The organism is Kitasatospora sp. NPDC058063 (assembly GCF_042885395.1).
GTDB lineage: Bacteria > Actinomycetota > Actinomycetes > Streptomycetales > Streptomycetaceae > Kitasatospora > Kitasatospora lactacystinica.
This window is the reverse complement of record NZ_JBHVSD010000005.1, coordinates 340,983-356,624: the sequence shown is the minus strand read 5'-3', so window position 1 is coordinate 356,624 and position 15,642 is coordinate 340,983. Positions and strand designations below refer to the sequence as shown.

The window sequence follows — 15,642 nt, the reverse complement described above, 5'->3', positions numbered from 1 at the left end:
GGCGTTCGCACCACCGCTCGCGGTCCGCGGCGATGCGGGCCGCTCAGACGGTCCCGGTCCCGCCGCTCACGCGGCGGGGCCGGGACCGGGGATCAGACGTGCGTCGAACCGCCTGATCGGAGCCTCACTTGGAGGTGGTGAGCTCCATCAGGGTGAACGGACGCTGCTGCGGGTCGGTGAGCTCTCCGACCTTGTTCCAGGTGTTCGGCTTCAGGTCGTGGATCTTGGTCTCGGTGCCGTTCACCATGACCACGTGGACGGAGTAGTCGGAGGTGGAGACGGCGTAGGTCGACGGCAGCTCCAGGCTGAGCCGACCGGACGTGCCGGTGGTGGTGAAGCAGAAGCGGCCGCCGCCGACCTTGTCGGTCTCCGCCATGTTCCGGGCGTCGACCTCCAGCAGACCCGGAGCGCAGGGCGCGAGGACGATGTGGCCGTCACCGCTCTTCAGCCGGATGCCACGGTCCGCGAAGATCTGGTCCGCGCCGGGGTAGGCGAAGTCCTCCACGGCCGGCGGCGGAGTGTCGTCGGCCGTCAGGGCCTTCGGAGCGGCGGCGGTGCCGCCAGGCGCGGCGGCGCTGCGGTCAGCCGCGACGGCGCCCACGACGCCGGACACGGCGACCGTACCGGCGACCGCGCCGACGATGACCATCTTGGTGATGGAACGCATGAATAAAACCCCCTGGTTAGCCGTCAATTGCTGTTGGTTCGCAGCAGACCTGCCGAGTCGGTGCACGTACCGGCAACCTGGTCGAATGGCGTTTCGGCCACCCCCGGCCCCGACCGGCACCATTGCTATCACGAGCGGGTCGACTTCCGGAAGATCGTTTCCCGCTTCGGAAGCATCTGGAATTCCATCATGTTCGTATGCGTCTCATATGTCCGGGAAGGAGGTCGTCGCGGGCGGGTGAGCCGCGGACCGAGCCGCTACCGGGTGGTCCAGATCGCCGCGGTCCCGAATACCACACAGGACACGAAGACCTGCGCCATCATGGCGGGAGGCCACGTGTTCTCCTCCGACTCGCCCCTCTGCTTCGCCTCCATCAGGCGCTGCGCGAACTTCCTGCGGTGGCCGACCATTCCCACCGGGAAGGCCACCACCGCGAACGAGTACATGGCGAGCACTGCGGCCGCGTCCATGTGCTTCGCGTAGTAGCTGCCGAGGCCGAAGACCGCCATCACGGCCGGCGCCAGCGCCATGCTGATCCGATGCGTGCGCGTGGGCATTCCCGGCACCAGGACCGCCCAGAACACCGCGGTCGCCAGGATCGCGAGCCACCACCACGACACGGCACCAAGGCCCAACGGATACACCGCACACCCCCTCGTTCCGGCTGTGGAGCCCGCGTCGGACGCGGGCTCCACAGCGCTGTTCCGTCACGGCCATTCGAACACGGCCGATCACTCACAGCCTAGTGATGACCTGATCAGTCGCTCGTGAACCAGCCGACGACGGACGAGACGGCACTGTGTCCGGCCTTCACCAGCCTCTCGCCGACCTTCTCGGTCACCTTCACGCCGAACTTGGCCGCTTCCGCCGCGCCCTTCTCGATCGCGCCGACCACTCGGCCACCGATCAGGGAGAGGCCGACGGTTGCCACCGAGCCGATGAACTTGTCGCTGCTGAAGCCGTAGCCGATCCCGGTGTACAGGGCCGAAGCCACACCCGTCACCAGCGAGAACGTACCGACGGCAGCCGCGAAGGGCTGACCACCCGGAATGAGCATCAGGCCGGCCGCGACGAACCCGCTATAGGTGCTGACACTGCTCAGGAAGTCTCCGTACTCCCGGAACAGCTGCTTGTCGTCCTTCGGCGGAGAGCCCGGAGCCGGCTTCTCGGGAGCCGGAGCCGGAGTGGTCACCTTGTCGTTGGCCGGCGTGTTCACCGGGTCGACGTGGTTGGCCTCATTGGCCTTCGCCTGGGCCGCCGCGGCGGCGGCGGCAGCGGCCTGCTCCTGCGCGCGCTTCTGGGCGGCGATGGCGTGGGCGTCGCTCGCGGCCTGCGACGCCGTGGCGGCGTCCTTGCCCGCCGCGCTCGCGCTGGCCGCGGCCTGCGCCGCCGAGGCCCTCGCGCTCGCCGCCGAGTTCACGGCCTGGTTCGCGGAGGCGGTCGCCTGGGTGGCCGAGTAGTTGGCCTGCCGGTTGGCCGTCTGCGCGGTCGCCGCCGCACTCTTGGCCTTCTGCGCCGAAGCGGCGGCGGCTGCCGCGGAGGCGTCGGCGGCGCTGGACTTGGCCTTGGCCTCCTCCGAGTACCCCTTCGCCTCCAGGGCCGACTGCCCTGCCAGGTTCGCCCAGTGAGCGGCCTCCTCCGACGCGTGGCGCGCGTCCGCAGCTATCTGGTACGCCCGCTGGGCGCTCTCGCTCGCAGTGGCCGCGTCCTTCGCAGCGTTGGCGATCATGCTCAGCACGGACGACACGTGCGCGTCGGTGTCCGCGTCCTTCTGTGCCGCCGTGAACTGGGTCTTGCGGACGAACTCGTGCTGCATCCAGGCCGGTCCGGCCAGGGCGACCGCGCCCGCGGCCTTCACGTTGGGCCCGCCGCCGTCGACGGCGACCACCACGGCCACCCGGTCGTCCTCGGCCAGGGCCTTGGCGTAGCCGTTGGACAGGAAGGCGGCCAGGACCGACACCCGGCCGTCGGCCAGTGCGGCGCCGCCGTCCCGCTGGACGGCCTTGCCGCCGTCCGAGATCAGGGAGACGGTCCGCACCCGCAGGTCCTCGGCCTGGGCCTGGAGCGCCCCGCCGTTGAGGAACTTCTCGACCGCGGTCGGGTCGGTGCTCTCCAGCGTCTTCTGCGCCTCGGTCGCCAGCTTGGCGTTCGCGATGTTCGTGACGGCCAGGATCTTCTCCCGGTCGTCGAGCTGCAGGCTGCGCTGGTAGTCCGACTTGGCCCAGGACACCACGGCCTCGTCGGTGCCGGAGAGCGCGGCCTGCGCCGACGCCCGGGTCCAGGAGCCGGTGGACTTCAGCAGGTTGACCGCGGCCTTGCGGCCGGCCTGGGCGGCCGTCGCCGTGGCGGTTCCGGTCGCCGCGGCCTGCTTGACCAGGTCCTTCGTCGCGGCGTCCTGCGAAGCGGCCTCGGTCTGCTGCTGGTTGAAGTCCGCCTGGGTGGCCTGATCGTCCTTCAGCAGCAGGTCGGCCTGGGTGACACCGAGCTGCTTGTCCGACTCCAGCTGCACGGCCTCGGCGTCACGGGCCAGCTTCTCGAGCGTCTGGGCCTTCGCCACCGCCGAGGCCGCGGTCTGGGCGGCGACAGCGGCGGCGTCCGCGTGCTGCCCCGCGATCTTCGCCCAGTCCTGGGCCTGGCCCGCGGCGGCGGCCGCGGCGTCGGCCGCTGCGGCGGCCTTCTCCGCATGGTCGGCGGTCCGGTTGGCCAGGTCCTTGGCCTCGGCCGCCGCGGCGGCGGCCGAGGTGGCGAGGTTCTGGGCACGGGTCGCGGCCGCGCCGGCCGCGTTGGCCGCGTTGCGGGCGGTGGTGGCCGCGTTGCGGGCGCGGGCCGCCTGCTCGGTGGCCTGGCCCGCGGAACCGGCTGCCTGGGCGCTCGCCTCGGCGGCAGCGGCGGCGTTGTTGGCGGCGCGGGCCGCGGCGGAGCCGGCCTGGCCCGCCCGGGTACTCGCGTCGGCGGCGGACGAAGCGGCCGACGCCGCGTCCCGCGCACCGGCGGCAGCGTTGCGCGCCAGCACAGCGGCGTCGCTCGCCGCCTTGGCCTGGGACCGGTCGCCCGCGGCCGCGGCAGCGGCGTTGTACGCACGGCTGGCGGCCTGGCCGGCGGCGGCGGCGGCCGAAGCGGCCGAACGTGCCGCCGTGGCAGCCGTCTTGGCCGCCGCCACCGCCGTGTTGGAGGCGTCGATCGCGGTCTTCGCGGCCTCGGCCGCGCCCTGGGCGGCCTCGGCGGCCCTGTTGGCGGCGGCGCCCGTCTTCTCGGCGTCGTCCTTGGTCTTGGCAGCCTCGTCCGCGGCCGTCAGCGCGGCCTGCTTGGCCGTCTCGGCGGCCTTCTCGGCCCGGGCACCCGCCTCCTGGGCGGCGGCCGTCTCCTCCAGGGCCCGCTTGGTGGCGTCCTTCGCGGTCTGGGCGAGCTGCTTGACGTCGAGCGTCTCCTGGTCCCTGGCCTGGGCGAGGAGCTGGCCGTTCTCCAGGAACTCGCGGACGTCGGCGGGCGTGCCGCTGAGCGCCCGGCCGGCCTGCTTGGTGAACTCCGGGCCGGTGTAGACATCCATCAGCCGCAGGACGGCGACCCGGTCGTCCTCCTCCTGCGCCTTGAACCGGCCGGAGGTCAGGAAGGCGTCCATGGCCTCGGCGGTGCCATCGCTGAGCGCCTTGGTCCCGGCCGTGCGGACGGCGACGTCGGCACCGTCGACGACAGTGACGATCGCCGCCCGGCGATCGTCCATCATCGGGTTCTGCCAGCCGTTGGTGACGAACGCGTGGAGGTCGGCGTCCGACCCACTCAGCGCCTTCGTCGCGGCGTCACGCACGCCCTTGCCGGTGTTGCTCAGCATCTTGATGACGGCGAAGCGCTCGTCCGACGCCTGAGCACGGCTCAGCGTGTTGGTCAAGAACGTGGTGATGTCGGCGTCCGAGCCGACCAGTGCTCGTGCGGCCGCGTCCTTCACCGCCGTGCCGCCGCCCTGCCAGGCTTCGACCACCTGCGCGCGGTAGTTGGCCGGCAGCGGCTCCGGGGCCGTGTCGGACGGGAGTGCTTGGGCGACCGTCGTCCCCATGACGGTCGCGGCCAGCATCATGGCCGTGGCGGACAGGATCCTGGCGCGTGAGCGCCGTGCTGACCCTGCCCTCATTGGCGAGTTCGCCATTTCCCCCTCTTCCTCCCCAAATCTCCTGACCCATCAGGGCCAGTGTCCACCAGGACAGTTGCCCTGATGCCGCAGGAATCCTAGTGCCGGAAAAGGCAGATCGACGGGGCGGAATGACTTTGGCTGGATCGCATGCCAACTGGCTGAATCCCCGTCGGCTTTCGGCCACCGACCGCATAGACCTGCAATAGATCCACCCAAACGGCGATAAAGGACCGGTTCGTCACTCTCGTCCGGTTCGCGCACATCCCCCCCTGTGCCCCGGATGTCAGAGTGACCGACCGTCAGCATGCTGACGGTCGGTCACTGAAAGTACTGGCGGAACAGGGATTTACGAAACGAGGAAGAACACAGGAAGAGCACCTTGCTTCACGTCAGTTATCGCCAGAGGAAGGAAGGTTGGATGCGATCTGACACCCGCCTCGAACGCGGGCGGCAACCGATGGGCGGCGGGTGGGTCTGCGGCGGTGGTGCGCCACCGATTTCAGTGGCTGGATGGTGATTGCTGCTGGTCAGCGCCTTGTGTCGGTATGGCGATCACCGCCGAGCTCTACCAGGCCGTCGGCGGCACGCCGCGCCGACCCTCCCCCACCGACCGGGCGTTCCTCAATGAGGTCCGCCGGCACACCACGGTGGTGGTCCGCCGCCGCGACATGGTGGTGCAGAACTCCACGCGACGGATCCGCGCGTACGAGGTGGTGGGCACCACGCGCTGATACCCGGAACGCGGGGCCGGGCCGCGCCCCGTCAACCTCCGCTGAGCCGGCATCCAGACACCCGGACACCCAGGCATCCGTCGGACCGGCCGGCGGCCGCCCTGGACCGCCGCCCTCTGCCCGGGCCGGGGGATGCCGGGAGAATCACAGGAGGATGCTTGACAAACTCAACCTTTCATCCCTAGGGTCGCCATTGCTTCAGGTAATGAAAAATTTCTACCCGCAAGCACCGGCTCCCCACCTCAAGACCGCGAGACCCCTCATGACTGACGCCATCCCCACCGTGGTCGCCCGCCTGCGGGCCGAATTCTCCACCGGCCGGACCAGGCCGCTCACCTGGCGCCTGGACAGGCTGGCCGCCCTGCGCGCCCTGCTCACCGAACAGGCCGAGGTGTTCCAGCAGGCCCTGCACACCGACCTCGGCAAGAGCGCCGCCGAGGCGTACCGGACCGAGATCGGCTTCACGCTCAACGAGCTCGACCACACCGTCGCCCACCTGGCCGAGTGGCTGGACCCGAAGCCGGCCGCCGTGCCGGAGGTCTTCCGCCCCGCCGAGGCCCGGGTCGTCCGCGACCCCCTGGGCGTGGTGCTGATCATCGCCCCCTGGAACTACCCGCTCCAGCTCGCCCTGGCCCCGCTCGTCGGCGCCCTGGCCGCCGGGAACACCGCCGTCCTCAAGCCCAGCGAACTCGCCCCCGCGACCTCCGCGGCCATCGCCGAACTGCTGCCGCGCTACCTCGGCGAGGAGACCGTCGCGGTCGTCGAAGGCGCCGTCCCGGAGACCACCGCCCTGCTGGAGCAGCGCTTCGACCACATCTTCTACACCGGCAACGGCGCCGTCGGACGGATCGTCATGGCCGCCGCCGCCAAGCACCTGACCCCGGTCACCCTGGAACTCGGCGGCAAGAGCCCGGTCGTGGTCGACCCCGGCACCGACCTCGCCGTCACCGCCCGGCGAATCGCCCGCGGCAAGTTCCTCAACGCCGGACAGACCTGCGTCGCCCCCGACTACATCCTCGCCGTCGGCGGCACCGCGGCCGGCCTGGAACGCGAACTGGCCGACGCCGTAAGGGAACTGTTCGGCGAGGACCCGGCCACGAGCACGGAATACGGGCGCATCGTCAACGAGCGCCACTTCGACCGGCTCACCGCCCTGCTCGACGACGGGCGCACCGTCACCGGCGGCGGGCACGACCGCGCCACGCGCTACCTCGCCCCGACTGTCCTCGCCGACGTGTCCGCGACCGCCCCCGTGATGCGGGCCGAGATCTTCGGCCCGATCCTGCCCGTCCTCACCGTCCCCGACCTCGACGCGGCGATCGCCTTCATCAACGAGCGCGACAAGCCGCTCGCCCTCTACGCCTTCACCGAATCCGCGGACACCAAGCGGCGACTGACCGAGGAGACCTCCTCCGGCGCGCTCACCTTCGGACTCCCGGTCTCGCACCTCGCGATGCCCGACCTGCCCTTCGGCGGCGTCGGCGAGAGCGGCATGGGCCGCTACCACGGCGAGTACTCGATCGACACGTTCAGCCACACCAAGGCCGTCGTCGACAAGCCCCTCGGCTGATCCCGACCCTGCCCTCCCCCTCCACCCTCACCCTCGCCACCGGACCGCTGGTCCCGCCGGCCCCCGAATCCCTCCGGAGCAACCGTCCATGACCCCGAACGAGCACGTCGACGCCGTGGCCGCCGAGACCCACCGGTTCGCCACCGCCGTACGCTCCGCCGACCCGGCCACCCCCGTCCCCACCTGCCCCGACTGGACCCTCGCCGACCTCCTCCGCCACGCCGGCAGCGTCCAGCGCTGGTTCACCGTCCTGCTGCGGCAACGCATCCAGACACCGCCCACCAGTCGGGACGTCGACCTCAAGCTCCCCGAACGGGCCGAGGACTACCCGGCGTGGCTCACCGAGGCCGGCGCGGAAGCGGCCGCGACCTTCGCGGAGACCGACCTCGACGCCCCCATGTGGGCCTGGGGCGCCGACCAGCACGCCCGCTTCTGGGTGCGCCGGATGCTCTTCGAGACCCTCGTCCACCGCGTCGACGCCGAACTCGCCCTGGGGCTCGGGCCCGAGATCGACCCGGACCTCGCCGCGGACGGCGTGGCCGAATTCCTCACCAACCTGCCGCACGCCACCCTCTTCGCCCCGCACACCGCCAAGCTCCGCGCCGCCGACCGCACCCTCCGCTTCACCCGCACCGACGGCGACGGCGACTGGCTGATCCACCTGCGCCCCGACGGCTTCGGCTTGGCCCCCGCCGACGCGACCGCCACCACCGCCGACGCGGACGCCGACGCCACGGTCTTGGCCACCGCCGCCGACCTCCTGCTCCTCCTCTACGGCCGCACCGACCGCTCGGCGCCCGGGATCACCGCCTCCGGGGACGAAGACCTGCTGGACCTCTGGTTCACCAACTCCGCCTTCTAGGACAGCACCTGGGCACCCGAACCCCCGGCACGACGGCCCGCGCCGACGCCCCCGGCGCGGGCCGCGCAGGCGGACGGCCTGCGGGTCGGTCAGTCCTCGTCGGCGAACTCGTGCGTCTGGCGGCGGCAGGGCCCCGAGACGGTGGCGAGGCGGTCCGACGGCCAGAGGTCGGACCGCTCGCCGAGGCACCTTCTCCGCCGCCGAGGGGCCGACCCGGCCCGGCGCCCCGCCCGCCGGGCTCGGCCCGATGCGGAGCCGAGCCGGGCCGGGCCGGGCCGAAGGCGCACCGGATCCGCGCGGCCGTGGCACCGGCCGCACGTTCACTGCGTCAAGGGCCCTCAGCCGTCGGCAAGTTCGAGGGACTTGCCGATCGGGAACCAGTGCAGTGTTGTCGTCATTTTGTCCATGTCCACGTCGCCGTCGACATTCGCCAACGTGCCGGAGATCGTCTGCCCCTTGCGGACAAGGACGCTCATCGGGTGGCGCTGGCCGGATTTACCGGACTGGCGCAGGATCGGCGCGTCAACCAAGTATGTGTCGTTGCCGACCTGCAGCGTGAGACGAGCGAGAAGGCCGATGTTCTGATCCTTACCCGTGTTGTCCTCGATGAGCAGAAGAACCGTGAGGAGTCCGTCCGTAGGGGCGGTCCTGCTGAATGACGCCGCCTTCGGGTAGGGGTACGTGTAGTGGTTGGCGAGCATGTCCGTCACCGCTCCGACGTACAGCGACTCGTTGATGGTCGCCCCTCCGTCGGCGGTGAGGCCGCCCTTGACCGTCACGGCGCTGTTCGCGGTGAGGTCGCCCGCGACCGTCGCGGTGCCGCCGGCGGTGAGGGCCTCGCTGACGGTGAGGCCGCCGGTGGTGGCGAGGTCCTTGCCGAACGTGCCGGCGCCGGTGGCGTTGAGGTCGCCGTCGACGGTGAGGCCGCTGGTGACATGGGCGCCGTACAGGATCACGGGTTCGGTGCGGTCGCCGCCGTACACGGTCCCCGCGACGTGGATCTCACCGCCGACCTCCAGCGTCTGCGCGCAGTGCAGGCCCTGGACGTCGGTCTGCCCGGAGACCTGCACGTCCCCGTCCACGGCCAGGGTCTGGAGTGCGAGGTCGGGCTTGTCCACGGTGACGCTGGTGTGCTGGTAGTGGGTGACGGTGTGGCCGTCGGTGGTGAGGCTGGCCCGCAGGTGGAAGGTGGCGTCGCGGTGGAGCGGGGCGGGCGTGGTCCAGGTGCGGACGTTGGTGACGTCGTGGGACGTGTTCTCGTGGAGCATGGTGTAGGTGGCGCCGTGCGAGGCGGTCCAGGTCAGGGTGACCGTCTGGCCGTTGGTCACGGTGGTGCGGCCGTCGTCGAGGAACGCGGGCAGCAGGTCGCCGAACTGGAAGGCGGGGAGGCATTTGCCGAGGTCGAACTCGGTCTTGCCGTGGCCGCTGGCGGTCTTCTCCGCGATGTCGAGGGTGGTGACGCCGAGTTCGCCGTTGACCGCGATGTCGGTGAGCTCGAACAGCAGGCCCTTGTCGGTGACTTCGACGTATCCGGCGTCACTGGTGGGCGTGGCGGTGAAAGTGCCGTCCTTCCGGTTGGTGAAGGTCCAGTCCGCGCTGGGGCTGGCGGTGGTGGCGATCTGCTCGGGGTGCTGGGTGAGTTGGCCGGCGTCACCGCCCACGAGCAGGGTGAACGTGAGGGAGGTGATGCGGATCGGGTCCGTGGGGTCCGGGTTGGCGGCGGTGATGGAGATCTTGGCGGGTGTCGGTGTGCCACCGTCCGGGGTGATCTCCAGCGGGGACGGGGTGGTGGTGACGAGGTAGATCAGGGCGGTGGTGGGTGAGCCCACGGCGCGGACGAACACGGGTGCTCCTGGATCTGGCGGGTGCGGTTACTGGTTGTCGGTGACGGCGCCGCGAAGGCGCAGTCGGCCGGTGCGGGCACTCAGCGGGGTGGCCGGGATGTGGCCGGGGGTGCCGACGGGTGCCAGCGGGCTTTCCTGCCAGCCGGTGGGGCTTGTGGGTTCGGTCCAGCTCCAGTCGCCGTGGCGGACGGAGGGGCGGGGCAGGGCCCAGGCGGTGGCGGTGCTTCCGTCGGCGCCGGTGACGTTCTGTGGGCCGGTCAGGACCGGGCCGAGGCGGAAGGAGACTTCCATCCGGGCGAGCGCGGCGGTGATGAACTCGGCGGGGACGGTGAGGACGGAGACCGGCAGGATGTCGCTGACCGCGTGGACGGTGCCCCGGGGGTCGGCGAGCAGGGTGAGGTACTGCGGGGTGCCGGCGGCGGTGAGCGGGAAGCCGGCGCCGATGCCGGTCAGGTAGGACGGGGCGTCCGGCGGCAGGTGGACGGCGTGCAGGGTGGTGCTGTCGTCACCGCTGGTGTAGCCGATCAGGCCGTCGGCGAGGTTCTCCAGCGCGCCGAGCCGCACGCCCCACTGGTCGTCCAGCCAGGCGGGCCGGGGCGGATCGGTGCTCGGGTCCAGGACGTACTGCCACTGTTCCCAGCTGGGGTCCATGATGGGCGGGCCGTCGAGTTCGATGGCGAGTCGGGTGCGCAGCAGGGCCAGCGGCCGTCCGGCGAGGACGGTCATGGTGGTGTCGTCCCAGCCGCCGAGGGGGTTGACGGTGTACAGGGTCTCGTCGATCGCGGCCAGGGTGGCGGCGAGGGCTTCGGGGCCGGCGGTGGCCAGGCCGGTCAGGAAGCCGGCCAGGTGCGGGAGTTCGGGGGCGAGGCTGTCCAGGGTGGGGTAGGCCGAGCCCGGCGCCGGGTCCCAGACGACCTGCTGCTGGTCGCCGTCCGTGCGGACGGTTCGGCACTCGCCGAGCGCGCCGCCGTCGGGGTCGAAGGCGGCGAGGGCGGTGTCCAGGTGGTTGGGCAGCAGCCAGCCGCAGACCGGGTTGACGCCCGCGTTCAGGTCGAGCACCTGGCTGTCGTCGGTGGCGCTGACGGCGTCGAAGCGCAGCCGGGCACCCTGCAGGAGGCGGGGGCGCAGTTCGGCGTAGCGGTAGGGGAATTCCGGCAGGACGGTGGCGTCGTCGTCCGGTCGTACGCTGTCGGCGAGGACCAGGGGCTTCTTGTCGTTGTCGGTGGAGCTGCCGCTGCCCTGCGGGTTGATGGGGTCGGTGACCTGGCCGAACTGGTCGACGACGGCGATGCGGTTGAAGTAGAACTGGCCGGCGCGCAGTTGGGGGAACCGCGAGGCGGGCCACTTGCCGCTGCGGGAGGGCCGGCCGCCGGGGACGGGGGCGGTCCGGTACTGGGGGCCGATCAGGGTGGCCAGGCCCTGGTCGTCGGTCGGATGGGCGGCGAGGTCCGGCTCGCGCAGCGCGATGCGCGAGGCGAGCCCGTCGGTGGCCTGGCTGAGCAGGTCCCAGCCGGCCACCTGGTCGGCGAGTTGCTGGAGTTCGTCCTGCGGCGCGTCGGGGTGGGTGGCCCGGTACTGCCTGATCCGGGCGGCCAGGTTGAAGGTGGCGTGCGGGGTGAGGAACATCCGTCCCGTGTAGGACTGGTAGTCGCCGGGGGTGCCGGTGCCGTCCCAGTGGTAGCGGGTGCCGTCGAACGTCCAACTTCCCTGTGGGAGCGGGTAGTAGAACAGTTCGTAGAGCAAGTACAGCGGCTTCCAGGGCTGCCGCCAGCCGCTGGTGCCGAGGGCGGGGAGGACGCCGGTGACCTTCTGCTCCGGGTGGGCGACCGCGTCGTCGAGGGTGCCGGCGGCCTGGGCCCGGTCCAGCAGCCAGAACTCGCCGAGCAGGGCGCCGATGGTGGCGGCCTCGGCCAGCCGGGTCAGCGGCGGCCCCGGGACGGTGGCCGGGGCGGGGGCGAGGCCGCTGCCCAGATCGATGCCGGTGAGCAGCTGGCCGGGGGTGCGGCAGGGCAGTGCGGCACCGAGGTCGGCCGGGGTCGGCGTCTTGATCCCGTTGAGCAGCACCACCGGGTCCTGGGCGTGGTGGAACTCTCCCAGCGGGGAGCGTTTGAGTGTGCGGGCCGCGGGGTCCGCGCCGTGCGCGGCCAGGTAGGCCTGGGCGGCGGTGGCGAGGTCCTCGTCGGTGGCGCCCCAGGGAATCGCTTGCGGGTGCCCGGCGGCGGGGTCGCGGCGGGCGGCGATGTCGGACGCCAGCGCCGCTACCCTGGCGGCGAGGCCGTCCTGCTCGGTCGGGTTCAGGGTGGCGGGCAGCGCGTCGGTGTAGGCGTCGGGGATCTCGTCGGCGTTGTTGAGCCACCAGGCGCCGTACAACTTCCACTGGGTGTCGGCCAGTTGCCGGACCAGGGCGTCGTGGGCGGCCTGGTCGGTGTTGACCTTGGCCCGCAGTTCGGCGAGTGCGCCGCCGGTGCCGGTGCCGGTGCCGTCGTCCACGAGGTCCCAGACGAATCCGCCGTGGGTGGAGCCGAACCAGGCGCGGTGGATGGACTGGTCGACGGACTCGGTGCCCGAGTCGTCCAGTCCGTCGAGCAGGCCGTGCGCCAGCGCCTCCAGTCGGGCGGCGTCGGCGGCGTCGGTGCCCTTGGCCACCAGCAGGGCGGTGAGCGCGTCGATGGAGCTGTTGCCCACGGCCACGTCCACGTCCACGCCCTGGGGGCGGTCCGAGGCGGGCACACTGCCGGTCCTGTCCCAACTCAGGCCCAGCACCTGGCCGGTGCAGAGGGTGCGGTCGGTGGGCGGGGTGTCGGCGTCGGGGTCGGCGGCCAGGGCCCAGCCGAGGGAGGCCAGGCTGGTCGCCTCGTGCAGCGGGTCGGCGCCGGGTGCGGAGTACCAGCCGGCGACCAGGTAGCCGAGGGTTTCCTGGTCCGCGACGCCCGCGAGGTCGTCGTGCAGGGAGAGCACGTTCTCGTTGAACGGCTGGAAGGCGGAGAAGGTGAGCAGCCCGGGCCCGGCGGCGGTGACGAACGGGCTCTGCCCGCCGCTCTCGCCCGGCCATTCGGACGCGGCGGTGCGCCGTCCGATGTGGACGCTCCTGGAGGTGCCGGGCCGCAGGTAGGGGCTGGTGCCGGTCTCACCGTCGCCGGGCAGCCAGTCGCTCTCGATCATCCAGGAGTCGGCGGTGCGGTCGTCGGTGGGGCCGCTGTAGCGGACGACCAGCCAGCGGTTGGGTACCAGCGGGAAGGTGGTGTCCCCGGTCTCCGGGTCGTGCACGCCGTTGCGCAGGGCCTGGGGCAGCTGCCACTGCAGGTAGACGCCGCCCGCCGTGGTGTCGGTGTCCCAGTGGGCGGCCCGGTTGTTGTCGAAGGGCCCGCCCTCGGGCGGGAGGTTGTCCGCCAGCAGGTTGAAGTCGGCCTGCCAGCGCATGAACGGCACGCCGGAGCGGACCTCGTCGTTGACCGCCAGGGCGTCGACCTGGACCGGGACGATCAGCGGTCCGTTGTCGTCGTTCGGCATGGTGCTCGCTTTCGTCAGGATCGCTGGTAGGTCATCGCTGGAACGTCATCGCTCGCGGTCATCGCTGGAAGGTCATCTGCTGGGCCGCCTTGACCATCTGGATCGCCCAGCCGGCCGCGCTGAGGCCGCCCTCCTGCGCGTGGCCGCCGAGGGCCGCGGTGATCGCCTCGCCGATCCCGGCGACGTCCAGCACCCGGGTGTCCGGGCGCAGGTAGCCGCTGCTGACGTTCGTCAGCTGGACGCCCGGCAACGTGGTGCCGATGGTGTCGCCCTTGAGGTTGCGCAGGTGCAGGACGTCGCCGTCCTGCATGCCGAAGTGCAGGCCCTGGGGCGGCTCCGCCACCACGAGCCGGTCCACGACACCGTCGACGAGCACCAGCAGCACGTCCTCCCCCAGCGTGTCGGCACGCAGCACCGTCAGTTCGTCCTCGCCGGCGTACAGGTGCATGCGCAGCGCGGGCCAGCCGGGCACCAGGGAGGAGCGGACCAGGAAGCCCGAGAGGCGGGCGGGCAGGTCGGTGAGGACGTCGTGCAGCAGTGTGGTGAGATCGCTGTCCAGGCTGCTCGCGATGCCGATGCTCAACGCCCCGTCGACCAGCGCCTCCTGCCAGGCACGGTCGACGTAGAAGAAGCGCAGGCTCTCGGTGGGCAGCAGCTCCTGACGCGGCACCAGCTGCTCCAGCGGCACCGGGTGGAGCAGGGCCAGACGGTCCAGCCAGTCCAGCACCGGGTTCGCGGCATCGGCGGTCACCGCCCGCAGTGCCTCGCGTGCCTCGGGCTGCGCCAACTGGCCGCGCAGCCACGGAGCGGCGGCCCGCGGGGGCGGGGTGGACCGCGCCCGGGCCTGCCGCCGGTCGGCGGCGGTGCGGTCCGGCGGGTTCGCCAGCGCGGTGGTGAGGGTGTCGGACAGGCCGCCCCGGACGCTGGTCTCGAAGGCCTGCCGGGCCGGGCGGGCGCCGATCGCGGCGGCCGCGCCCAGGCGGTCGGTGGCGGCCCGGGTACCGGTGAGGCTGCCGCTGCCGGCCCGGCCGCGCGCGGCGAGCATCCGGCCCGCGCCGGCCCGGGCCACTGCGCGCCAGGCCATCAGCGCGGGCGGGAACTGCGGGTCCGCGAGTGCCAGGGACCGGCCCAGGTTCCACGCGGCGGCGTAGCTGACGTCGAAGAGGCCGTGCTCCTCCAGGTACACCAGCCGGGCGTCCGCGTTGGCGCTGTGCTCCACGCTCTGCGGGAGAGCCTGGGTGGGCAGCGGGGTGAGCGGGCCCCGGTACCAGGCGTAGCTCTGCTCGCCCGAGTCGAGCCGGTGGGCCAGCGGCGTGTAGCCCTGGGCGAGCCGGTCGCCGGCCTCGCCGGTGGCGCCGTTGAGCGGCAGCCGCAGTCCCAGCGCGGCGGCGTCCTGCCTGCCGGGTGCGGCCAGGTTCTCGACGAGGGTGCCGAAGTGCGCCCCGGAGTCCGGCAGGGAGCGGAACGACCAGGACCGCAGCGAGACCAGGCGCAGGGGCGCGCTCGCCACCGTGCTGCCGTCGAGGTACTTGGCGAAGCCCTCCAGCGAGACCAGGTGGGCCGTGTACTGGCCGCCGGTGGTGGCGGGGAAGCGGTTGCCCACCACCACCGCGTGCAGTCCCTCGTAGGACGCGTCGTCGCGCAGCGTGTGCCACCAGCGGGGCGGGGCGGCGCGGTGGACGCCGCGCAGCGAGCGGGCCCGGGTGCGGTCGCCGCGCGAGCGCACTCCGCTGGGCTCGTCCTCACCGCGCCGCAGGTGGACGAGCCGGCCCAGCTCCTCGGTTCGCGGCGCGATCGCGGCGAACAGCTGGGCGGGCACGTCGACCGTCCGGCACCCGGTGGCCCGGTCCGGCGGCTCGACGTCGGTCAGCGCGGGGGCGATGGCCTCGCTGGCGGGGGTGGCCAGCAGGTCGGCGACGGTCATCTGCTCGGTGCGGCCGAGGGCAGACGGATCTCCCGGCAACTCTCCCTCGGCGAACAGGAGGACCGCCAGCCAGGGTACGGCCGGCTGTCCCGGTACGGGCGGCGCGCCGGTCAGGGTGCGCTCCCAGGGCAGCGGCGGGGTGTCCAGGGTGATGTGCGGCAGCAGCTGGTCGAAGGTGCCGGTGGCGCCGTCGACGGGGTACACCCCGTGCACCGCGCCGCCGGGCAGTGCGAACCGGGCGGCCTGCACCTCCAGGGTGCGCACCACCGGGGTGTCGAAGTAGTCGCCGGTGTCCACGCCGTCGATGGCGTGCCCGGTGGTGATCCGGTAGGTGCCCGCTTCCAGGGCGGGGACCAGGCTGTCGTGGAACTCCAGGCCGCCGGCGGTTCCGGGGTCTTGACTCAGCAT

The 15,642-nt window shown here is 72.3% G+C and carries 9 protein-coding genes; 3 read left to right on the top strand and 6 right to left on the bottom strand.

Annotated elements, in window-relative coordinates; genetic code table 11:
- Nucleotides 1-124: 124 nt before the first annotated feature.
- The 3 genes from ACFVUY_RS11315 to ACFVUY_RS11305 all read right to left on the bottom strand — a co-directional run bounded on the left by ACFVUY_RS11315 (nucleotide 125) and on the right by ACFVUY_RS11305 (nucleotide 4,739).
- A complete protein-coding gene (locus ACFVUY_RS11315; protein WP_387684196.1) occupies nucleotides 125-667 on the bottom strand; it encodes a hypothetical protein in 543 nt (180 codons plus the stop codon).
- 257 nt (nucleotides 668-924) lie between these two features.
- On the bottom strand, nucleotides 925-1,311 hold the full coding sequence (locus ACFVUY_RS11310) for a hypothetical protein (RefSeq protein ID WP_387729228.1): 387 nt from the start codon (nucleotides 1,309-1,311) through the stop codon (nucleotides 925-927).
- Nucleotides 1,312-1,424: 113 nt separating this feature from the next.
- Nucleotides 1,425-4,739, bottom strand: a complete 3,315-nt coding sequence (locus tag ACFVUY_RS11305; protein WP_387729225.1) for a hypothetical protein — start codon at nucleotides 4,737-4,739, stop codon at nucleotides 1,425-1,427.
- A gap of 599 nt (nucleotides 4,740-5,338) precedes the next feature.
- On the opposite strand from ACFVUY_RS11305, the gene ACFVUY_RS11300 reads away from it, so the two are divergent.
- The 3 genes from ACFVUY_RS11300 to ACFVUY_RS11290 all read left to right on the top strand — a co-directional run bounded on the left by ACFVUY_RS11300 (nucleotide 5,339) and on the right by ACFVUY_RS11290 (nucleotide 7,956).
- Nucleotides 5,339-5,524, top strand: coding sequence for a hypothetical protein (locus ACFVUY_RS11300; protein ID WP_387729223.1), 186 nt, complete (start codon nucleotides 5,339-5,341; stop codon nucleotides 5,522-5,524).
- A 262-nt stretch (nucleotides 5,525-5,786) separates the two neighbouring features.
- Nucleotides 5,787-7,094, top strand: a complete 1,308-nt coding sequence (locus tag ACFVUY_RS11295) for an aldehyde dehydrogenase family protein (RefSeq protein ID WP_387729221.1) — start codon at nucleotides 5,787-5,789, stop codon at nucleotides 7,092-7,094.
- Between the two features lie 88 nt (nucleotides 7,095-7,182).
- The gene (locus tag ACFVUY_RS11290) at nucleotides 7,183-7,956 is read left to right on the top strand and encodes a maleylpyruvate isomerase family mycothiol-dependent enzyme (RefSeq protein ID WP_387729218.1); all 774 of its coding nucleotides are present in this window, start codon (nucleotides 7,183-7,185) and stop codon (nucleotides 7,954-7,956) included.
- Between the two features lie 338 nt (nucleotides 7,957-8,294).
- On the opposite strand, the gene ACFVUY_RS11285 is transcribed toward ACFVUY_RS11290, so the two are convergent.
- Genes ACFVUY_RS11285 through ACFVUY_RS11275 form a run of 3 tightly spaced genes read right to left on the bottom strand, consistent with a single transcriptional unit; the run spans nucleotide 8,295 to nucleotide 15,642 of the window.
- Nucleotides 8,295-9,800 (bottom strand): polymer-forming cytoskeletal protein, encoded by a 1,506-nt coding sequence (locus ACFVUY_RS11285; RefSeq protein WP_387729216.1) that lies wholly within the window; start codon nucleotides 9,798-9,800, stop codon nucleotides 8,295-8,297.
- Nucleotides 9,801-9,827: 27 nt separating this feature from the next.
- Nucleotides 9,828-13,310 carry a hypothetical protein gene (locus ACFVUY_RS11280; RefSeq protein WP_387729214.1) on the bottom strand — a complete coding sequence of 1,161 codons (3,483 nt, stop codon included), beginning with the start codon at nucleotides 13,308-13,310 and terminating at the stop codon, nucleotides 9,828-9,830.
- Nucleotides 13,311-13,368: 58 nt separating this feature from the next.
- Nucleotides 13,369-15,642: a hypothetical protein gene (locus tag ACFVUY_RS11275; RefSeq protein ID WP_387729212.1), complete on the bottom strand. Its 2,274-nt coding sequence runs from the start codon at nucleotides 15,640-15,642 to the stop codon at nucleotides 13,369-13,371.